This is a genomic window from Sorangium sp. So ce887 (genome assembly GCF_051521455.1).
Classification (GTDB): Bacteria; Myxococcota_A; Polyangia; order Polyangiales; family Polyangiaceae; genus Sorangium.
Genome location: NZ_CP150354.1, coordinates 8,074,493 through 8,094,083, shown reverse-complemented (window position 1 = coordinate 8,094,083; position 19,591 = coordinate 8,074,493). Strand labels below are relative to the sequence as shown.

Genomic DNA, 19,591 nt, shown 5'->3' with positions numbered 1-19,591 from the left:
GAGATTGCTCGTCGCAGAAGGTACTGACGTCTACATCTCGGCTGCGACAGCATGGGAAATCGTCATCAAGCACGCGCTCGGAAAGCTCTCCCTTCCCATCCCGCCTGCCGAATACATTCCTTCTCGCATGGCCGCCCTCGGTCACCTTTCCCTGCCCATCGAGCAACGGCACACCCTCCAGGTCGCTGGACTTCCCCCGCATCACAAGGATCCATTTGACCGGATCTTGGTCGCGCAGGCCCAGGTCGAGGACATCCAGCTCGTCACCGCCGATCGGCTCATGACGCCCTACGATGTCCGTGTGATCTGGGCAGATGCATGATCGTGCTGGGATCAAAGCATGCGTCGATCGACATGTGGTGTCATTCTGTCGAGACTCCGCCCAGCAGTGGCACTGCACCCGACGGCCTCCGGCCGCGTGTGAACGACAATAGTCAGCCCTCATGGACACAGTAGAGGAACACCCGCATCCATTCCCGGCCTCAGAGTGGCCATTCTGGCGGAGCTCCTGGCGTGCCTGCGGGGGGAGCCGCTCGGGCGGGTGGTGGGTGAGCAGCAGGCCCGCTGCAGCCGCCCTGCGGGTCCGTCGAGCCGGCGGGCGGGAAAGGACGCTCAGGAGCCGGGAGGACGCAGCTCCGCATCGAGGAGCGCGGCGAACTCGGTGATGCGCCGGTCGATCTCCGCCTCCGACGTCGCCAGCAGCCATCCCTCGAAGTCGTCGAACGATCCCTTGAACCGCGTGATGAGCTCGCCGAGGGCCTTCCCCTCCAGCCCCGGCACGAGCCGCATCACCCGCTTCCCGCTGAACTTCGTGTCGATCTGCGCCCGCCGCGCCTCGGCCGCGCGCTCGCGCTCGATCTGCCCGCCGAGATCGGCCTCCGGGAACGCGGCGAGGATCATGGGCAGGTACGACCGCCGGTCCCCGAGGGTGGGCCGCTTGTCGATCCCCCGGGCGCTCAGGTACTCGATGAACCGCGCCACGGTCGACCGCACGCCGGCGCGCTCCCGCAGCGGGCTCTCGCCATCATCGAGGTAGGGCGCCACCGAGAAATAAGGGCTCGCGATCACCCAGTCGAACACCGCCGGCAGCGACGCGAACCCCGCCTGCCACGCCCCGTGATCGAACCCGAGGAAGCCGCAGATCCGCTCGAAATCCCGCGTCACCTCCAGGTCTGCCCGGTAATTGCCCCCCTCGCGCCGGTACACGTAGGCGAGCCCGCGCTCCCCGTACTTCAGGTCGAAGCGCCGGCAGATCCGCCCGATGAAGTTCCCCACGTCGTTGAAGCACATGAAGCTGTACGCGCTCTCGAGGTAGCGCTCCGGCACCGGGAAGAAATCGGTCTGCAGCCCGCGGTACACCGTCGAGAACACGTGCCCCACGGCCTTGGTCTGCGTGACCCCGAGGTCGCGCGCGATCTCGGCGCGCACCTCGCCCCAGTCCGGCCGCGACGCGACGATCACATCCATGTCCCCGAAGTCCGGCTTGTCGCCGTAGTAGCGCGGGATGCGGTACTGCCCCGGCAGCTTGACGTCGAGGTAGCGCCGCACCTCGGCCTCGATCGCCAGGTACTCGCCTCGGGGCATCCTCGGTAGGTTGAACAGCTTGCCGCCCATCGCCCAGCTCCGGCCTCGCAGTCTACACCGATCCCCGATCGGGTCGTCCGCCCGCCGCCGCCCGGGCTCGAGCGCCCTCCTCCTTCTCCGTCCCATCCCTGCCCCCGGGTGCCTCCGGGGGTGTCGACGGAAGCGGGGCAGGACCCCCCTCGGCGCGAACGATGTGTAGGATGCGCCCCTTGGACCGGCCGACGCTCCCCCGCCAGGATCTGCTCGACGTGCTCGAGGCGCGGTTCGGGTTCCGCGATCTCCGCCCAGGCCAGCGCGCGGTCATGGATGCCTTGCTCTCGGGCCACAGCGCGCTCGCGGTCTTCCCGACAGGCGGCGGCAAATCGCTCTGCTACCAGCTCCCCGCGCTGCTCCTCGACGGGGTCACGATCGTCATCTCTCCGCTGATCGCGCTGATGAAGGATCAGATCGATTTCCTCACGGCGCGCGGCATCGCCGCGGTCCGGCTCGACTCGTCGCTGTCGACCGACGACGCGGCGGAGGCGCACAGGGACCTGCGCTCGGGCAAGACGAAGCTGCTCTATGTCGCCCCCGAGCGGTTCGTGAGCGAGCGCTTCATGGCGCTGCTGAAAGAGCTCAAGATCGCCCTGTTCGCGGTGGACGAGGCCCACTGCATCTCGGAATGGGGGCACAACTTCCGCCCCGACTACTTGAGGCTCGCGGACACCGCCCGGGCGCTCGGCGTGCCGCGCGTGCTCGCGCTGACGGCCACCGCGACGCCCGGGGTCGTGCGCGACGTCTGCGCCACGTTCGGCATCCGCGAGGAGCACGCGATCGTCACCGGCTTCTACCGGCCGAACCTCGAGATCCGCGCGACGGCGGTGAGCGCGCCCGCGCGCGACCGGATCCTGATCGAGCGCCTGAGATCCCGGCCGCCCGGCTCCACCATCGTGTACGTCACGCTCCAGAAGACCGCCGAGCACGTGGCCGAGCAGATCGCTTCGGCGGGGCTGCCGGCGCGCGCCTACCACGCCGGAATGGACGCGGTGGAGCGCGCGCGCGTGCAGGACGACTGGATGCAGAGCGACCGCGGCGTCGTGGTCGCCACCATTGCGTTCGGGATGGGGATCGACAAGGCCGACGTGCGTTATGTCGACCATTACAATCTCCCGAAGGGCCTCGAGAGTTATAGCCAGGAGATCGGCCGCGCGGGCAGGGATCAGGCGCCCTCGGCGGTCGAGCTCTTCGTGTGCGGCGACGATCTGCCGGTCCTCGAGAACTTCGCCTATGGCGATACGCCGACCGCGGAGGCGCTCCACCGGGTGGTCGGCGTCGTGCTCGGCGCGCCCCAGGTGGAGCTCGGCCTGCACGCGCTGTCGGCGCGCCACGACGTCCGGCCGCTCGTGCTCCGCACCGCGCTGACCTACCTCGAGCTGATGGGCGCGGTCCGGCAGCTCACGCCGTTCTACGCCGGCTACGAGGTGCGGCTCCACCGCAAGCTCGAGGAGGTCGTCGCGACGGTGAAGGGCGAGCCGGCGCGGTTCCTCGAAGCGCTCTTCGGCCATGCGAAGAGGGGGCGAGTCCTGTACGCGATCGATCCGGCCGCCGCCGCCGCCGCGCTGGACCAGCCGCGCGAGCGGGTGGTGCGCGCGCTCGAGTACCTCGAGCGGCAGGGGCTCGCGGAGCTCAAGGCGTCGGACCTGCGGCACCGCTTCGTGCGCGTCGCGCCGCCGGACGACGCGCCCGCCCTCGTCGGCGAGCTCCTGGCGCGGTTCGCGAGGCGCGAGGACGCGGAGATCGCGCGCGTGCGGCAGGTGCTCGAGCTGTTCACCGCGGAGCGCTGTCACGCCGCCGCGCTCGCCGAGTACTTCGGCGAGCGCCTCGACGCCGCGTGCGGGCGTTGCACCTTCTGCCGCACCCGGGTCGCCCTGAGGCTGCCGGAGCCGCCGCGCGCGCCGCCGATGCCGGCGGGGCTCGACGTCGCCGCGTTCACGGCGCTGCGCGCGGCGCACGGGGGCGCCCTGGGTCACCCTCGCCAGGCGGCGCGCTTCCTCTGCGGCCTCTCGAGCCCGGCGACCACCCAGGCCAAGCTCGCGCGCGATCCGCTCTTCGGCGTCCTGGTCGCTCGCCGGTTCTCCGAGGTGCTCGACTGGTGCGCCGGGCTCCCCCTCCTCGCCGGCGCTCGTGAACATGCGCCGGGGAAAGATGCGCACGCGGGCCTGCGCGGCGGCCGGGGAGCAGCTCGAAGCGGCCGGCGCTGATGTTAGCCGGCTGCTGAGTGATAAGGTCGTCAGCGGTCGTCGGCCGACGCCAAGGCTTGGAACTGGGTGATGGCTTCGTAGACTCCCAAGCCGATGCCTCTGCTGAGCTGGTCCCGCTCGACCATGTTATGTGCCAGAAAAATCAGCACCGAGTTGTCGTTGGCGTCCGCGCGCCACCAGCCTCCGAAGCCGCCAGGCCAACCGACTGCACCCTTGCGGCCCCCACACACCGTGGGCTCGGCCTTCTTCGGATCGAGTACCACGGCGACGCCCATCCCGAACCCATGACCGCCCCGGAAGAGCGGCATGCCTCCCACTTCAGCCGTAGCGCGCTGCTGCTCCGTGAGACGGTTGGAGGTCATCAAGGCGAGAGTTTCGGGCTGCAATATACGCACGCCATCCACGGCGCCTGCTCCCAGGAAGATGCGGGCGGACGCGAGATAGTCGTCCAACGTCGACCACAGCCCCTGGCCGCCGGAGACATATTCCATGTCATCAGGCCGTTCAGGAACCGTCGAGTCGCCTGGACAGGTGAGGCGCGCGGAGAGGCGGCCCGAACCATCGAACCCGTAGTTCTTGACTCGCCGGTTCCGCTTCTCACGTGGCACGATGAAGCTGGTGTCGGCCATGCCAAGCGGATCGAAGATCCGGCGCTTGAGCACGTCGCCGAGCGGCGCGTCCTCGATGCGTGCGATGAGCAACCCAAGGAGATCGGTCGAGTGACCATAGTGAAGGGTGGCCCCCGGCTGGTCGAGCAACGGCAAAGCAGCCAGCCGCGTGATCCAATCATCGGGCGCTACGTGGCTATCGATATCGCCTCCCAGCGCCTCCCCATAGGCCTTCGCGATGGGCCCAGGATGCAAAGCCCCGTAGGTTAGTCCCGAGCGGTGCGTCAGCAGATCCTCGAAGGTGATCAGTCGTTCTGCCGGGTCGGTCTCGTCGAGCGGGCCCGTGGGAGAACGCAGGACGCGCATGTCTCTGAACTCCGGTGCCCAGCGGGTGATCGGATCGGTCAGCGCGAAGCGCCCCTCCTCGAACAGCATGAGCGCCGCCGTCGAGGTGATCGGCTTCGTCATCGACGCGATGCGGAACAGACTGTCATGCTCAAGGGGCAGCTTGGCCTCCAGGTCTCGCCACCCAACAGACGCGCGCTGAACCACCTTGCCGTCGCGCCAAACCATCGTTGCTGCGTTGGCAAGCGCGCCAGAGTCTACGATCGCTCCGACGGCCCTCGCGATCTGGTCTCCTCCGTTCATTCGTTCCCTCGATTCATTCCATGTCCGGTCAAGGTCGCAATCAGCTGCGTCGCAGGGCCTAGCGGCGAGTTATAGCATGTAGACGGCGAGGCACCGCGGCCAATCTCCGTATTCCCGCGAACAGGTCGCGACGCTCCGCGGCAACTCTGCGCATTCCCGTGACTAGGCAGCGACTTCCGCGACCTATCTGCGCATCTCCGAAGATAGGCCGCCGCTGCGGAGACCCGGCGAGGGCGGGCCACCGGCAACCCCGCGGATCCTGCTACCTGGGGCGAGGGCGGCGTCGCGGTCGAGACACTCCGCTTTTCCGAGTGAGCCGCCCTGGCGCCCCGCGTCCAGGTTCGCCGACCCCGGCGCGCGCCGCGAGGGGCCACGCCCATGGCGGCCGATGGGCGGTTACGGCGCTGACGCCATGGAGGCGGGTCACGCCGCGGCCGCCGGGGCCGTCGTGCTCCTCGAGACCGAAGAGGGAGGCGCCCTGCAGGCGGTGCCTCGCGCACCGTAGCTCCCGTAGCTCCCGTCCGTGCAGCCCACGTCGGCCCCCTCCCCGCGTCCTCGCCGTCCGTAGTTGCTGGGATTCGGCGTCGGGGTCGGCTCGTCGATCGCCCCCTCCCATCGGCAGACGCCGCGGCACCCGCACCCTAGCGCGGAGCGGCAGCAGCAGTGACTTCGGCGCCCGTGGCGCGCAACCTCGAGAGAAGCCACTCCTCCGCGTCGGCCAGCGTCGAAAACGCTCGCGCCTCATGTCGGGGCCGCACGATCCAGTGGATGGCGGTGAATACCTCGGAAAGCGGGACGCCTCCTGAGAGGCAGTCCCGTCGTTCATGTCCCTTGTGGTGATCAGCGCCGGCCCTCCGCGAGCAGCTCGCGGGTGCGCTTCAGCGTCGACAGCAAGGCGCTCTTGTAGCCCTTGTCGCCGTTCATCCACTCCTGCTCGGCCTGCTCCTCGGGGCCGTTCGGCTCTTTGCCGCGCAGGCCGAGGTAGCAGTAGAAGCGGAGCTGGAGCGTGCCGTCGGCGTCCTCGAACAGCTCGTTGATGATCGCGCCCTCGCGGGGACCGGTGGCCTGGAAGAAAGTGACCTTGCTCTGTGGCTCGAACGTGATGATCTCGCGCAGGTCGTCGCCTGCGATCGTGGCTTCACGCACGATGTGAGAGCCGCTCTCCTCGACGACGTCGCAACGGGTGCAGAGGCCGGGCGGTAGGAACAGGCGGGCGTCGCGGGCCTTGAGGACCAGGCCCTCCCAGGCCTGCGCGCGGGTCAGCTCGGTCTCGCTTTCCGGGTTCACCGGGACGGTGGCGGTCGAATAGATCATGAGGATGTTCCTTGTCGTGAGTGTTGGGGTTCGCTCGGCCGTTGGACCGAGGTCGCGATCTCGGCGGCGAAGTCGCGGTAGGAGCGCAGGGGGCGTCCCAGGAGCGTGGTGAGACGTGCCACATCGCCGGCCTCGGGGAGCATGCCCTCGGTGAGGAAGCGCTCGCTCATCAGGCGCATGTCGAAGGCCATCCAGCTCGGCATGAACTGCCGGAGGTTCTGCTCGAGCCCGGCGGTGTCATCGCCAGGATAGGCGATCGGGCGCCCCAGGACCTCCGTCCAGATGGCTGCGGCATCCGCACCGGTCAGCGTGTCGGGACCGACGAGGTTGATCCGGTCGAGGGGGAGCGGGGCGGCGGCCTGCTCGCGGCGGATCAGCTCGATGGCCGCGATCTCGCCGATGTCGCGCGCGTCGATCATGGCGAGCCCCTTGCCGCCGATCGGCATCGGGTAGACGCCGTGTCCGGTCACCACGTCCTTGATCGTGAGATCGTTGTTCATGAAGTACGCGGGACGCAGGATGGTGGCGTTCAAGCCCATCTGCTCGATCATGCGCTCGACGGCGAACTTGCCCGCGAAGTGCGGCACGTTCACGTAGAGGTCGCTGTGGATCACCGACAGGTAGACGATCCGCTCGATGCCGGCCTCGCGGGCGAGGTTGAGCGCGATCAGGGCCTGGGTGAATTCGTCAGGCGCCACGGCGTTGAGCAGGAAGAGCGTGGAGACGCCCGAGAAGGCGCTCCGCAGCGAGTCGACGTCGAGCAGGTCGCCCGGCGCGACGGCGACGCCCGCCGGGAAGTCAGCTTTGGCGGGATCACGGACGAGAGCGCGCACGTCGGCGCCGCGCTTCGCGAGCTGTTCGACGACTTGGCGGCCGACTGTGCCGGTTGCGCCGGTAACGAGGATGGTCATGGGGATCATTCCGGTTTGGGTCAAAAGACACCCTGTAAATTGGTGATTTACATTCGTGCCGATAGACGATATTTTGGGACAGACCGTCTCACTGGTGGAACGCATGGATCTGCTTGCTCTCGCTGATTTCAGCCTCGTCGCCCGACACGGAGGCTTCGGACGAGCCGCACGCGCCGCGGGGCGCCCGAAAGCGACCCTGTCCCGCCGGGTCGCGGAGCTGGAGACCGCCCTCGACCTGCGTCTCTTCGAGCGCGGGGGGCGCACACTGAAGCTCACCGAGGAAGGACGGGCGCTCTATGAGCGAACGGGGGCATTGCTTATCGAGCTCGACGAGACTGCGGCAGCGATCGCCTCGGGTGGGGACCGGCCGCGAGGCAAGTTACGAATTAGCGCGCCTTTGCTCTTCTCGCAGATCACGATGGGTCAGCTTGCGGCCGAGTTCGCGCTGAAATATCCGGAGGTCCGGCTTGAGGTCACGACGGAAGATCGGGCCGTCGACATGGTAGAGGAAGGTTATGACCTGGTGATCCGGGTCAATCCGGATCCGGATGAAAGCCTTGTCGGACGAATCTTGCTGCGCGATCGGCTGGTCGTCGTCGCGAGCCCGGGCCTCGCTCGACCGGCGGACAATCTTGCTGTTCCGGCTGTAGTGCGGGGGGCAGGCGACCGGACTGCAGCCTGGGATGTCAAGGCGCCAGCTGGAAGATCACGCATCGTGGTTGATCCAGTCCTGCGCCTATCGTCGCTCGTCCTGGTCCGCGATGCTGTCCGAGCGGGCGTCGGCGCCGGACGCCTCCCAATCTCACTTGTAAGTCACGATCTGGCCGCTGGAACTCTGGTGCATTGGGGCGATGTGGACGGCCCAGACATCGCCCTGTGGACGCTCTATCCGTCCCGGCGGCTGCTGAGCGCTCGTGTATCCGCCTTCCTCGACCATTTGAAGGAAGCCTTTCCCATGGGAAGTCCTGACGAGCTGGCGGCCTATATGGGGGCATAAGGCGGCTAACCCCGCCGACTTCTACGCTACGGCACTTACTTTCACTACGATCCACGGCAGCGCCTTGCGCTACGACCGCCCTCGCCGCCGTCGCCCCCGGGGCCCCTGTTGCAGGCAAAGTCGGCCAGTCTGGCTCGGCAGCCCTCGCCCAACCCATCGAAACCCAACAGAAAGCACGGTCATTCCGCGCACTTCTGCGACATGGGAGGGGCCTGCGAGATCGGACAGGACGCGACCCAAGACTGCTGCCGACGTGCTCTCCTGATGCAGCCCGAACAAGCGCCTCGATTCCGTGAGCGAGTAACGTACGCGTGCCCCCTCACGGCGCGATCCCTGGCCGTGAGCGGCGGAGCGCCTTCCGTGGCGTCAGAGCGACTCGAGGTACGCCACGAGCTCGTCGAGCTGCGCCGGGGCGAGCGCGGAGACGTCGCCGTGGCGGTCGCCGCCGCAGGCCGGGTCGAACCGGTCGCGGAGCGTCCTCGCGCAGCCGTCGTGCATGAACGGCGCTCGCGCGGAGAGGCCGATCAGCGAGGGCACCTGGAGTGCCTCGCCGAACCCGACATCCTCGTTGAGGTTGTTCGTGAGCATCGGCCCTGCGTGGCATGTCGCGCAGCCTACCTGCGGGTCATGGAACAGGGCTTCTCCTCGCCGGACGGCGGCCAGGTCGTCGGGGGGCGAGGCAGGGAGCGCCGGCACGCTGTCGAGGAAGCGCTCGAGGAGCTCGACATTCCGATCTCCTGGCCATGAGCCGCCCATGCGCGAGACGAAGACCTCCCGCATGAGGTGGGTGAGGTCGCTCTGGTCGCCGCTCCAGTGGAAGGGAGCTGTCCTGAGCACGCCGCCCGCGACCGTCTGGGTGCGCCGGAGGCCGAGCTTGTCGAAGCGCCACGTGTGACCGTCCTCGTGCGCTTCCGGATGGCAGGAGGCGCACGCGATGCCGCGGGAGCTGAGCGGCGGCTTGTGGAACAGCGCGTGTCCCGGGTCCCTCACGCTGTCACCGGGGAGGTCGATGCCCACGCGATCCAACGTGTCGATATCGAGCACCTCGATCCTCGCCGACTCGCGGAACTGGACGACCGCACGGCCCCGCGCTGTGAAGGCGACGGCGATCGGCTGGCTCGAGTGCTGCCACTGCTTGTAGACACCGCACGTGCCCGAGGCGTCCTCGCTCGTGATGGTGTCGAGGTGGATGAACTCGGTCGTGTAGTTGCCGGCGCCCACGACCGCGGCGCGCTTTCCGTCCGGCGCGACCGCGATGTCGACCGGGAGCGCGATCTGCCAGAGGGCCGGCGTCGGGGGCTCGGCTCCGTCGCCTGGAGCGGCCGAGGCCGGGGGCAGGACGCTGACGGCGCCGTGCAGGATGCCGCCATCGCAGGCGGCAGCCTCGTAGTAGCCCGTGGGGGCGAGCACGACGGGCGAGGTCAACGCGCGCTGGTGGACCATCGCCGCGCCGCCGCCGGGGAGGGCGACCATGCGCCAGGCGACCGAGGGGCGGTAGTCGGAGTCGACGGCGGCGTTCGCGGTGAACGACGGGAGCGACCGCCGCGAGAGCACCTCTCCGTCCGGGCCGACGACGAGGGTCTCCGCGGATTTGAACCGGCTGACGAGCAGTCGATCGCCCTCGACGATCACGTCGCGCAGGTCGGCGTCGAGCCGTAGCTTCCGGAGCGCGGCGCCGCCCTGGGCCGGGAGCGTCACGAGCTCGCCGCCGGCGCAGGCCACATGGATCGCGTCGAGCGACGCGTCGTAGGCGAGGCCGCGCGGCGCGGGGCAGACGGCGCGCCGGTCGAGCACCTTCGCCGTCCCGACATCGATCGTCGCGAGCTCGCCTGCGCGGCGCAGGGCGACGTGGACGCGGCCGGCCGCGTCTTCGACGACGCGCCCGGGCTCGTCGCCGCGCGCGAGGGGGATCGCGCGGGGCTCGCCGCCGTCGGTGTCGACCACCCAGACGCCGTCGCGATCGGGGTCGGCCGCCACGGCGGTGTGCCCGTCGCGGGCGATCAGCAGCGTGCCGCCGCTGATGGGCGGCGGGGGCTCGTCGAGCGCGGGGCTCGACGGCAACCGATTCGCGGAGTCGTCGGGGAGAGAGGAGCAGGCCGCGACGCCGGCGGCGATCGCGCTCAAGGCCGCGAGAGCCAGGTGGGTTGTCGTGCGGGAGAGATTCCGATGCATGAGGCCTCCGGAGGTGGCGGGCTGCTCGGCGAGCGCGAGCAACAGCAAACCCAGAACGCTGTCGAGGAGTCGACGGCGCGCGGCCGAGCAAGAGCAAGGCGCGTGCGCGGAGGCGGGGGCGCGCGGCGCGCCCGGGAGGCGCGGTGTTCGGAGGTGCGGGGAGCGATGGGCGGGGCGGCGGCAGGGGGGGTGTGGTCGCCTGGCATCAGTGTTCTGGCGTCAGTGTTACGGACAGCCACACGGGGGCAGCGCGGAGCGGGAGGGAGCTCCGGCGCGAGGGCGTGCCCTCACGGCGGCTCGCGGCGCTCCTGCGCGGCGGCGCCCTCGGGGCACGACGGGGCGCTCTCCACGGCGCAGGGGCTCGCGCCTTCGTCCGGTGTAGCGCCCGCACGATCCTGCGCCGGTCTCCTTGACAAGGAGGGGCAGCCGTCGGATACGCTATCTTTCCACAATGCGTGGGGCCGGCACGTGGGGCTGGGATCGAAGTTCAAGGCGCGCCACGCGGAAGCGGCGGTCAGCGGTCGAGAGGGCCGCGGTCGACGATCTGGGTGTAGATCATCGTGGTCCGCACATCCTTGTGGCCGAGCCATGTCTGAATCGTCCGGATGTCGGTGCCCGCCTCGAGCAGGTGGGTCGCGAAGCTGTGGCGGAGGGGTTGGCATGTCGCGCGCCTGGTGAGCCCCGCCGCGCGTCCGGCATCGTGCACGGCCCTTTGCACCGCCGATTCGTGCAGGTGGTAGAGGACCTGTCGACCCGTCGCAGGATCGGACCCGCATTGACCTTTATCGGCGCAAGGCGGGCGCGAGTTGTCTCCGGAGATGCGCAGATAGCCTGCGGAAGATCGCGACCTGTCCGCGGAAATACGAAGATATGCTACGGGGTGCCGCGACGCATCCGCGAGAAGGAAGACGATGTCTCGAAGACGCAAGGCTTCCGGGACTACCGGGCAACAGGAGCACAAGTGAGCACAGGCCTCGTTCGATCTCTCCCCATCGTTGCGCTCTTGGCCACAGCCTGCTCCGCACCCAGCGCACCGGCAGCCGCGCCGAAGCCGGACGTCCCCGCAGCGATCATATCTGCAGAGCCGCCGCCGACGGCTGTCGCAATCGATGTGGCTCCGAGCCAGCCTTCCTCGTCGAGTCGCGTTCGAGATGATGTTTCCAGCACGCCGCCTGCTCCTTCGAGGAAGGGGAGGCCGATCCCCAACTGGACGGTGAATGGCAATGACGAGGAGACGGGCGACATGGTTCTCCGTTGTGAGAACGCGTTTCCTCCCGATGACCAGTCGGGTCGCTGCGACTGCGAAGGGTATGAATTGAATGTGTGCGCGGATGGCATCAAAGCGCTCCGGGTGGATCGAAAACAGTGTGGCTTCATCTGCAAGCCCACGCCTCAAAGCTTGAAGAGGATCGCGCTCATCTGTCCGGACGGGAGCACCCCCGAAGCGTCCGAACAAGGATGTGCATGCAGCGGTCGAAAGCCGCTCAACCCGTGTGCCGGCGGCATTCAGAAGGCAAGAGTGAGCGCCGGGCAGTGTGACGTAACGTGCAAGAAGGAACAGTGACCGCATCGTGATAGCGCGGCCAGCAGCTCTGGGCCAAGGAGCAGTCCTTCGCACGACCACCGTCCAGAGCCGGCCAACCTCCGCTCCTGTCACTTTGTCACTTGAGCCGAACCGCGCGATGCCACCCGAGCACCACGATGAGAAATCGCCTCGCGAGCTGCGTTGGTTCGTAGATCCTCGCGCTGTCTGCGCTGCCCCGTCGTGACGAGAACTTACGCTCTAGAACACCAATCATGTTGAAACCCGGAGAATTTTCACAGGGAGGCGAGGAGGCGGGGAGGAAGAAAAAAAGAATCTCTCCCTCTCGCTGTCTCTCGCTCCCCGCCTCCTCGCCTCCCTGTGAAATTCCTGCTTTTTTTTCGGGGTTTCAACCCGTTTGTCGCTCTAGCGGATGTCGTCGACGCTCACGCCGAGTCGCTCGGCGTAGAGGCCAAGGGTGCGCTGCCACGCCGGGCGGGCCTGACAGCGCTCGTAGTAGGCCTTGAGCCTCGGGAAGGGATCCATCAGGTCGGTCTTGCGGATGCTGCGCAGGACGCCGGCCATCATGATGTCGGCCGCCGTGAAATCGGCGCAGGCGATCCACTCGCGGTCCTCGAGGCGGCGCTCGACGTCGCCGAGCCAGCGGCGGGCGAGCTTGGGCACCTCCGCGTGGAGCTTGTGTGCGGCCTTGCCGCTGTCGAATATCCCGATCAGGTCGATGCACACCAGGGTCGGCTCGACGGTGCTGACCGCGGCGAAGCACCACTGGACGACGCGGGTGCGGCCCTGGACGTCGCCCGGGATCAGCTTGCCGGCCTTCTCCGCCAGGTAGAGCACCACCGCGGCAGATTCGGCCACCACGAAGCCGTCGTCGTCGATGACCGGCGCCTGGTGGAAGGGGCTGATGCGGCCGTAGGCGTCGCTGTCGAGCTCGCCGGCGGTGTGGTCGAGCGCGTGGACTCGATACGGCAGCCCGGTCTCCTCGAGCGCCCACTGCGCCCGGAGGTCTTTGGTCTCGCCGACCCCCTCGGGAAAGATACGTCCGAAGCCATAGAGCGTGATCATGTCGTTCTCCGATCGGTGGCCGGATCCACCGGCCCACGCCGGAGCGTGCCATGCCGCGGACGGCGGCGCGAGTTCCAACGCCAGACCGCGCGCGAGAGCCTCCATCTTCGTCAAGCGGCTCCGAGCACCGCGGTGCCAAAGTCGTTCGGATGATCGGTCAACTCGCCCGACACGAAGCGGCTTCAGTTGAGATCGCTCTCGTGCCCCCCATCCGTAGGAGGGGTGAATCCAGCTTCGGAGGATCTCGACCTCGGTGTTTGCGCGGCCCGGAGAAGCATCGGCATGCCGAACCCATCGCCTGTTCTGGCCCGCGAGCAGACCAGCCTGGCGCGGGTGCGGCGGGCCATCGAGCTGGAGGCCGCATCGCCGTGCGTGGCGGACCCGAGCCATGCTATCGTTCCCCTATGTCCATTGAGGAACTTCTCGCGCAGGTGCTGCTGTTGCCCCGCCACGAGCGGGCCCGGCTGGCAGAAGAAGTGCTCTCCAGCCTTGAGGAGCCCGACGCCGAGGAGGTCGCAGCAGCGTGGGCGGGTGAGCTGACGCGCCGAGCGCGCGAGGTCGCGGAGGGTAAGGCCCAGACGGTCGACTGGGGCACGGCGCGGGCGGAGATCCTGAAGGAACTCGAGGACCGGCGTGCGGGTCGAGCTTCATCCTGAGGCGCGCGGTGAGCTTCGTGCGGCGGCCATCTGGTACGACGAGAGGTGCCCCGGGCTGGGCGACGAGTTCATCGCCGAGGTTCTCGTCGATGCTCGATAAGATTGGAGAGGCCCCGGCATCTTTTCAGCTCTGGCCAGGGACTTCTCCTGCACCACGGAGCATTCGCAGAGCGATCGTCGACCGTTTTCCGTACGTCATTGCGTTCGAGGTGCACCCCGAGCACACGCTCGTGCTCGCCATCGCGCATGCAAAGCGACGTCTGCTGTACTGGCGCCGCCGTGAACGTCTTCTGCAGCGTCGTCTCGTGCATGGGAGCGACGCCGTCCTGCGGGACGAACAGGTACGGCGCCGAGGATCGGGGCCGCTCGGTTTCCCAGTACTGACGCAGACGCGCGAGCAGCGGGCGCGGCAGCGGCACGCCGCGATCCCTGGCGCCCATCCCGTCGCGCACCCAGACGACGAGCCTTTGGCCGTCGGTAAGCGTCACCGTGGTCGTCTCCGTCGAGCACGCGGCGACACTGCGTCGTCGTGCGAGGACAAGCGTGCCAGGTACCGACGGTTCGCCCTGCCGCGCTTCGCGTGGCAGGGCGAACCGCGGGTGAGCGGGTAGTCGTTGGGCGTTCCGACCGCATTGACAGGTTTCCAGCATGGGGATGTTCGACTGGTACACGCCGACGCCGCCGCTCGCTTGCCCCAGGTGTCGGTCGACGCTCGACGGCTGGCAAGGAAAGGACGGTCCCTGCGGCCTCTTCGAATGGGTGCAGGGGATGCCTTCGCCGCCGCGGCAGCACGTCGACGAGGAGTGCGCCTTACCGGCGTCCGATCGCGAGCGCTTTCGGCTGCCCGAGCACTTCCAGATCTATACCGAGTGCGCGCAGTGTCGCGCCTGGATCGAAGCCGAGGGCTCGTGCGAGGGGGACGTGTGGAGCCGCGTCGAGCTCGTCGACCCTCTCGAGAGCCTGGCCGTGAACGGGAGGTGATCCATGGGGTCCCATCGTGACGTGCAGGCCCCCGATCGCTGGAAGCACACCATCGCCGACGCGTGTGCCGTCCACGCCATGGTGCTCGCTCGCGAGCCCCTCGCGGCGCGCTTCGCGCGGCTTCACGACGACATTCTTCGCGTCTGGGAGCAGGAGCTCGATCGCGACCGCTTCAACATCGCTGCCATCGAGGCACAATGGGAAGCCTTCATCGATCGCAGGTCGACCGGACAGGCCATGACCCTCCGCTCAGGTCCCGGAGCGCGCGACTCTCGTGGTCGCCGACTGCTGGCTGGCCGGGCGACCCGTCGAGGCACCGCCCCCGAAGACCGGTTTCTTCCGCCGCATCCTCGGCCGGGCCTGAGGTCGGGGTGCTCCCGAAGCGTTGCGCTGCGGTGCGCTCGTGTCTCTTGGCTTCGGCACCGCGCCCCGGCTACGGCCGACTGCAAGCGAAGCCCGGAGCGTTGGGCCGCCGTGCCCTGGCGTGGCGCGAGGTGGTCGCCCCCGTCCGCCATGGCGCCGCCACCCCTGAGCTGGAGCTCTGCTCGCATTTCCCCGGCGTTTCGTGTCGGCATGGGGGGTGCTGAAGGCCGAGCGTCATGCCGACGCTCGAGCACAACGCCCTCGTCGAGATGTTCCGCGAGCACCCGGAGCTCGCGCCCCGCTTGCTCGCGACGCTCTTCCACGTCGAGGTGCCGCCGCACGCCTCGGTCGCGGTGGTCGAGTCGTCGCTCGACCAGCTCCTCCCGGTGGAGTTCCGCGCCGATCTGGTGCTCGAGCTTCGAGACGAGAACGACGCGCTCGTGCTGGCGATCGTCATCGAGGTGCAGCGTGACGTGGACCCGGACAAGAAGTTCTCGTGGCCGGCGTACGTCGCGGTCGTGCGCGCCAGGAAGCGCTGCGGCACGATCGTCCTCGTGGTCGCGCCGGACGCCGGCGTGGCTGCCTGGGCCGGGGAGAACATCGACCTCGGCCTGGGCCGCGGCAACGTCGAGCCGCTGGTGCTCGGTCCGGCCGTCGTCCCCGAGATCACCGACCCGGCCGACGCAGAGCAGGAGACGGAGCTCGCCGTGCTTTCGGCGGTGGCGCACGGCAACGGGCCGAGCGGGCTCACCGTGGTCCAGGCGGCGCTCGCCGGCCTCGGCCGGCTCGACCAGGCGCACGCGATGGTCTATTTTCAGCTCATCTGGAACGGGTTGCGGGAGCCCATGAGGCAGGCTCTGGAGGCATTGGTCATGGAACGGCAGATCGAAGGCGAGGCGACGTTTCCTCCGTTCGTGCAGAAGCTCGTCGATCGCGGCAAGCTCGAGGGCATCCGTGAGGGCGAGCTCAAGGGCAAGAGGGACACGCTGCTGCGGCTGCTTGCGCGTGCAGGGATCGTGCTCACCGAGAACGAGAGCGCGCGCATCCAGGCATGCACGGACATCGCGACCCTCGACCGCTGGATCGATAACGTCCTCGGGGCGAAGACTGCCACCGAAGTGCTCTCCTGACGATGGATGGACGTGGCCCAGCAAGGTGATGAATCCGACGGGCCTTGCCGGCTGATTCATCGCGGGGCGTTGTGCGGGCGCGGGCGAGCTCCAATCCAGCTATTCAGGAAACCTGAGCGTCTCCACGGCGACGCCGTCTTCGCCCGTGATCATCTTGCCCTGCTCGTCCCAGCTGATGCCGCCCTTGCCCGGCGGACCCAGCGTGAAGGTGACGCCCTCGACCGTGAGCCGGTCCTCGTCGAGGGTTGCGATGCCGATCGAGTCGCCGCCGCGCCCCGGGCCGCCATAACCGCCCTCGCCGCCGGCGCCCCCCGGGCCCCCGTTGCAGGAATAGGCCGAGCCGTCCTCCAGCACGCCGCCCGGCGCGCCCCGGCCGCCTCGTCCGCCTCGCTGGGGCTCGCCGCCGTCGCCGCCCTGGCCGCCGGCGAGCGCCACGATCTCGGTGTCGCGCACGGTCACCCTGGCGTGCAGCGCGACGATGCCGATGCTCGGGTCGCCGTTCTCGCCCCCCTTGCCGCCTCGGCCAGCGCAGCCGCCGGCCCCGCCCGATCCTCCCCCGGCGCCTCCCCTGGACGCCGCGCCGCACACGCCGAGCCCGCCCCTGCGGCCGCCGCCTCCGCCGCCGCCCTGGCCTGGCGTGCCCCAGCCGCCGTCGCCGGCCCAGCCCGCTTCCCAGCCGGCCTCGCTGATGCGCCCGATGCCCTTGCCGGGAGCGCCGACGGTGCCCCGCGCGCCGTAGATCCCGTAATCGCCGTCCGTGCAGCCCACGTCGGCCACGTCCCCGAGTCCTCGCCGTCCGTAGTTGTTGGGGTTCGGCGTCGGGGTCGGCTCGCCGTCGCGCCCGTCCTCCGCGCCGCCGGGCAATCCGTCACCGCCCTTGCCGCCGACGCTCGAGATCCCACTCTCGCACGGGTTCACCACGGCAGGCCCGCCGGCCACGGTCTCCGCCGAGCACGCATCGCCGCCGTACATTCCATCGGCGCCGTCTGCGTCGCTCGGATCGGGCAAATCCTCGCCATGATGGCCCCCCCACCCATAGGAGGGGCGAAACCGGCCTCGGAGGATCTCGACCTCGGTGTTCGACTGGACGAGCATCGCGATCGTGCCAAATGAACTCAGGCTCATGTCGACGATCCTCGATACCCCGTCCGCAGCGCCCGTATCCTCGGCGGTCGCCGGCACGACGGTCAGGGGAAAAGCCGGCTTGTCGGTGACCTGAAGCTGGGAGACGCTGCCTGCCTGACGCTGCCACTGGAAGCAATGGAACCCTCCGAGGAGATCGACCCCGGAGGGCAGCTCCAGCGGACCATGGAACCCGTCGGCACAGACGAACACGCGCCCGCGCCCGGTGCGCGCGATCTCGACAGCGCGCTGGAGCGTGCGCACCGGCTTCTCTTTCGTCGTGCCGGGGTTCGCGTCGTCACCGCCTCCGAATTCGTTGGTCACGAACACGCCGCAGCCGTCCACCAGCTCATCGGCGGCGAGGCGCTCGAGACAGACGGACTCCGGCGGCGCCTTGTCGTGGCACGACGCGGAGCCGTCGCACGGTGCTCCGCCGGCGTCGCTCGCGACCGGCGCGGTCCCGCACCCGGCCACGACGAACAGCAGTGCAAGAACCGGATAGGTCGATCGGGTCGTCTTCATGGTCCTCTGTCGGCGCCGCACGCGGCGCGCCGCCACGGTCACTGGGGGGGCCCTGGATCGGGCGCATCGAACGGACGGTAGGCCGTGGCGTCGCCGGCCTGGCCCCCGCCCCGGTCGTCGTCAGGCGCCGCATTGCCTCCTGGCCCGCCATTGGCCCCGTCTCCGACGCGGACGATCACGGCCGGATCGATGCTCACGAAGGCACCGATGAACGCGACGCCGTAGGACGAGCCACCGATGCCGCCGCCGGCGTCCCCGCCGCGGCCTCCACGGCCGCCGCCCCCGCCGCCGCACGCGTTCAACATGTCCGTTTCATGGTGAACCCCGCCGGAGCCGCCACCGCGACCGAAGCCCCCCGGTTGGCCCCTGCCGCCGGCGCCCCCTTGAGCCCCGTAGCCCGCGGTGATCTCGGTCGCCTCGAGCGTGAGCGCGCTCCCCTGCAACGCGACGATGCCGATGCTCGTGCCGCCGTAGCCGCCCCCCGTGCCGCCCCGCCCACCGCAACCGCCGCTCCCGCCCGAGCCGCCGGCCGCGCCGCCCTGCGGTCTGCCCGCGCGGCATGCGATCGTGCCATCTCGCCCTTTGCCACCGCCGCCGCCGCCCCCCCCTTGGCCGACGCCGCCCCTCTTGCCGTCCTCGCCCCGGACGCCGATCCAGCCATACGATTCCGAGAGGTAGCCCGCGCCCACCGCGCCGGCAGCGCGCCCGCCCTCGCCGCCTTCGGCGCCGTCTTTCCCCGGTGTGCACGCGCTGCTGCCTGCGCCGGCCCCCGCGAGGCCTCTGCCTTGCGGATTCGCCGCCGGCATCGGCTGTCCCGGCTCCCCGTCGCCCCCCGCGTCGAGCCCGCCGTCGCCCCCGTAGCCTCCGACGGACTCGGTTCCATCGTCGCACGCGGTCACGACCGGAAGGGCGCCCGTCGCGGCGTCCGCCGTGCAGGCGTGCGCGCCGTGGTTCCCCGGCGTCCCATCGGTCGCTCGCTCGCTGAGCGCGTCCTCGCCCGGCTCCCCGTCCTTGCCGTTGCCCGCGACGATCGCGCTGTCCCGCACGATCGCCCGGGTCCCCGCGCTCAAGATCATCGCGATCGACGACTTGCCATCCGGCGCCGAGGCGTCCGCCGCCACGGCGCGCACGCCGAAGACCATGGAGGTCGCGTCGTCCCACGGGATGCTTTGCAGGTCTTCCCCCTCGACGATCCGCAGCGGGATCCCCTCGGGCGGCGCGATGACGGTGCGCTCCTCCGGCCCGCCGAACGACCACGCGTACGACCCGTCGCCGTCGTCACAGCGGCGGCCGCCCCAGAGGTCGACTCCGGAAGGCAGCGTGATTTCCTCCTCGAACGACCCGCCGCACGCGTACACGCGCCGGGTCGGCGGCTTGCCGTCGCCTCGTCCGTGCGCGGCGAGCCCGATCGCGTGTTGCAAGGTCTTCACCGGCGCGCCCTTCGTGCCAGGGTTCCCGTCGTCGCCTGACGAGGCGCTGACGAACACCCCGCACGCGTCCTTCGCCGGGCTCGCCGCAGGATCGCCGTCGCACGGCGACGCCGGCAGCACCGGCGGCTTCTCGCCGGGGAGCGGCTCGCACGTGAACGTCCTCGCGCAGTCGTGGTCGTAGGAGCACCCGGACACGCCCGCAGCCCCCACGGCGCTCAACGCGAGGACCGCGATGCGACGAGCAACCCCCCGGCATCGATCCTGGAGCCTACGACGCACGCGCTCCCCTCCGCCTCGCCTCGCGC

At 69.5% G+C, this 19,591-nt stretch carries 16 protein-coding genes; 6 read left to right on the top strand and 10 right to left on the bottom strand.

The features are described 5' to 3' along the window. Positions 1-4: 4 nt before the first annotated feature. Positions 5-322, top strand: a complete 318-nt coding sequence (locus WMF36_RS29930; RefSeq protein ID WP_437574179.1) for a type II toxin-antitoxin system VapC family toxin — start codon at positions 5-7, stop codon at positions 320-322. Positions 323-612: 290 nt separating this feature from the next. On the opposite strand, the gene WMF36_RS29925 is transcribed toward WMF36_RS29930, so the two are convergent. Then, the gene (locus WMF36_RS29925; protein WP_437574178.1) at positions 613-1,614 is read right to left on the bottom strand and encodes a hypothetical protein; all 1,002 of its coding nucleotides are present in this window, start codon (positions 1,612-1,614) and stop codon (positions 613-615) included. A 170-nt stretch (positions 1,615-1,784) separates the two neighbouring features. On the opposite strand from WMF36_RS29925, the gene WMF36_RS29920 reads away from it, so the two are divergent. Continuing rightward, positions 1,785-3,824 carry a RecQ family ATP-dependent DNA helicase gene (locus WMF36_RS29920; RefSeq protein ID WP_437574177.1) on the top strand — a complete coding sequence of 680 codons (2,040 nt, stop codon included), beginning with the start codon at positions 1,785-1,787 and terminating at the stop codon, positions 3,822-3,824. 29 nt (positions 3,825-3,853) lie between these two features. On the opposite strand, the gene WMF36_RS29915 is transcribed toward WMF36_RS29920, so the two are convergent. From WMF36_RS29915 to WMF36_RS29905, 3 genes are all read right to left on the bottom strand, one after another. Next, positions 3,854-5,080, bottom strand: coding sequence for a serine hydrolase domain-containing protein (locus WMF36_RS29915; protein ID WP_437574176.1), 1,227 nt, complete (start codon positions 5,078-5,080; stop codon positions 3,854-3,856). Positions 5,081-5,920: 840 nt separating this feature from the next. Further along, positions 5,921-6,394 (bottom strand): SRPBCC family protein, encoded by a 474-nt coding sequence (locus WMF36_RS29910; RefSeq protein ID WP_437574175.1) that lies wholly within the window; start codon positions 6,392-6,394, stop codon positions 5,921-5,923. Then, positions 6,391-7,305: an SDR family oxidoreductase gene (locus WMF36_RS29905; RefSeq protein ID WP_437581978.1), complete on the bottom strand. Its 915-nt coding sequence runs from the start codon at positions 7,303-7,305 to the stop codon at positions 6,391-6,393. The genes WMF36_RS29910 and WMF36_RS29905 overlap by 4 nt, the downstream gene beginning before the upstream one ends. A gap of 103 nt (positions 7,306-7,408) precedes the next feature. Here WMF36_RS29905 and WMF36_RS29900 point away from each other — a divergent pair, with 103 nt between their 5' ends. Continuing rightward, complete coding sequence (locus tag WMF36_RS29900; protein ID WP_437581977.1) at positions 7,409-8,302, top strand: LysR family transcriptional regulator; 894 nt, start codon at positions 7,409-7,411, stop codon at positions 8,300-8,302. 366 nt (positions 8,303-8,668) lie between these two features. Here the strand turns inward: WMF36_RS29900 and WMF36_RS29895 are convergent, their stop codons facing one another. The 3 genes from WMF36_RS29895 to WMF36_RS29885 all read right to left on the bottom strand — a co-directional run bounded on the left by WMF36_RS29895 (position 8,669) and on the right by WMF36_RS29885 (position 13,082). Continuing rightward, entirely contained in the window at positions 8,669-10,474 is a 1,806-nt protein-coding gene (locus tag WMF36_RS29895; protein WP_437574174.1) for a cytochrome-c peroxidase, read from the bottom strand. Positions 10,475-10,988: 514 nt separating this feature from the next. After that, positions 10,989-12,044 (bottom strand): tyrosine-type recombinase/integrase, encoded by a 1,056-nt coding sequence (locus WMF36_RS29890; RefSeq protein ID WP_437574173.1) that lies wholly within the window; start codon positions 12,042-12,044, stop codon positions 10,989-10,991. A 378-nt stretch (positions 12,045-12,422) separates the two neighbouring features. Continuing rightward, positions 12,423-13,082, bottom strand: a complete 660-nt coding sequence (locus WMF36_RS29885) for a glutathione S-transferase family protein (RefSeq protein WP_437574172.1) — start codon at positions 13,080-13,082, stop codon at positions 12,423-12,425. A 404-nt stretch (positions 13,083-13,486) separates the two neighbouring features. Here WMF36_RS29885 and WMF36_RS29880 point away from each other — a divergent pair, with 404 nt between their 5' ends. Next, positions 13,487-13,738 (top strand): addiction module protein, encoded by a 252-nt coding sequence (locus tag WMF36_RS29880; RefSeq protein ID WP_437574171.1) that lies wholly within the window; start codon positions 13,487-13,489, stop codon positions 13,736-13,738. A gap of 68 nt (positions 13,739-13,806) precedes the next feature. Here WMF36_RS29880 and WMF36_RS29875 read toward each other — a convergent pair whose 3' ends face one another. Then, entirely contained in the window at positions 13,807-14,226 is a 420-nt protein-coding gene (locus WMF36_RS29875; RefSeq protein ID WP_437574170.1) for a hypothetical protein, read from the bottom strand. A 160-nt stretch (positions 14,227-14,386) separates the two neighbouring features. Here WMF36_RS29875 and WMF36_RS29870 point away from each other — a divergent pair, with 160 nt between their 5' ends. Next, on the top strand, positions 14,387-14,719 hold the full coding sequence (locus WMF36_RS29870; protein ID WP_437574169.1) for a hypothetical protein: 333 nt from the start codon (positions 14,387-14,389) through the stop codon (positions 14,717-14,719). A gap of 599 nt (positions 14,720-15,318) precedes the next feature. Further along, on the top strand, positions 15,319-16,212 hold the full coding sequence (locus WMF36_RS29865) for a hypothetical protein (protein ID WP_437574168.1): 894 nt from the start codon (positions 15,319-15,321) through the stop codon (positions 16,210-16,212). Between the two features lie 99 nt (positions 16,213-16,311). Here the strand turns inward: WMF36_RS29865 and WMF36_RS29860 are convergent, their stop codons facing one another. Continuing rightward, a complete protein-coding gene (locus tag WMF36_RS29860) occupies positions 16,312-17,856 on the bottom strand; it encodes a hypothetical protein (protein ID WP_437574167.1) in 1,545 nt (514 codons plus the stop codon). 38 nt (positions 17,857-17,894) lie between these two features. Beyond that, a complete protein-coding gene (locus WMF36_RS29855; protein ID WP_437574166.1) occupies positions 17,895-19,481 on the bottom strand; it encodes a hypothetical protein in 1,587 nt (528 codons plus the stop codon). Positions 19,482-19,591 lie beyond the last annotated feature (110 nt).

Excerpts from the sequence above, each read along its gene's own strand:
- WMF36_RS29890 (WP_437574173.1), bottom strand. The coding sequence starts at position 12,044 with ATGCGGTCACTGTTCCTTCTTGCACGTTACGTCACACTGCCCGGCGCT.
- WMF36_RS29885 (WP_437574172.1), bottom strand. The coding sequence starts at position 13,082 with ATGATCACGCTCTATGGCTTCGGACGTATCTTTCCCGAGGGGGTCGGC.
- WMF36_RS29865 (WP_437574168.1), top strand. The coding sequence starts at position 15,319 with ATGCCGACGCTCGAGCACAACGCCCTCGTCGAGATGTTCCGCGAGCAC.
- WMF36_RS29910 (WP_437574175.1), bottom strand. The coding sequence starts at position 6,394 with ATGATCTATTCGACCGCCACCGTCCCGGTGAACCCGGAAAGCGAGACC.
- WMF36_RS29900 (WP_437581977.1), top strand. The coding sequence starts at position 7,409 with ATGGATCTGCTTGCTCTCGCTGATTTCAGCCTCGTCGCCCGACACGGA.
- WMF36_RS29895 (WP_437574174.1), bottom strand. The coding sequence starts at position 10,474 with ATGCATCGGAATCTCTCCCGCACGACAACCCACCTGGCTCTCGCGGCC.
- WMF36_RS29880 (WP_437574171.1), top strand. The coding sequence starts at position 13,487 with ATGTCCATTGAGGAACTTCTCGCGCAGGTGCTGCTGTTGCCCCGCCAC.
- WMF36_RS29925 (WP_437574178.1), bottom strand. The coding sequence starts at position 1,614 with ATGGGCGGCAAGCTGTTCAACCTACCGAGGATGCCCCGAGGCGAGTAC.
- WMF36_RS29920 (WP_437574177.1), top strand. The coding sequence starts at position 1,785 with ATGCGCCCCTTGGACCGGCCGACGCTCCCCCGCCAGGATCTGCTCGAC.
- WMF36_RS29905 (WP_437581978.1), bottom strand. The coding sequence starts at position 7,305 with ATGACCATCCTCGTTACCGGCGCAACCGGCACAGTCGGCCGCCAAGTC.
- WMF36_RS29860 (WP_437574167.1), bottom strand. The coding sequence starts at position 17,856 with ATGAAGACGACCCGATCGACCTATCCGGTTCTTGCACTGCTGTTCGTC.
- WMF36_RS29915 (WP_437574176.1), bottom strand. The coding sequence starts at position 5,080 with ATGAACGGAGGAGACCAGATCGCGAGGGCCGTCGGAGCGATCGTAGAC.
- WMF36_RS29870 (WP_437574169.1), top strand. The coding sequence starts at position 14,387 with ATGGGGATGTTCGACTGGTACACGCCGACGCCGCCGCTCGCTTGCCCC.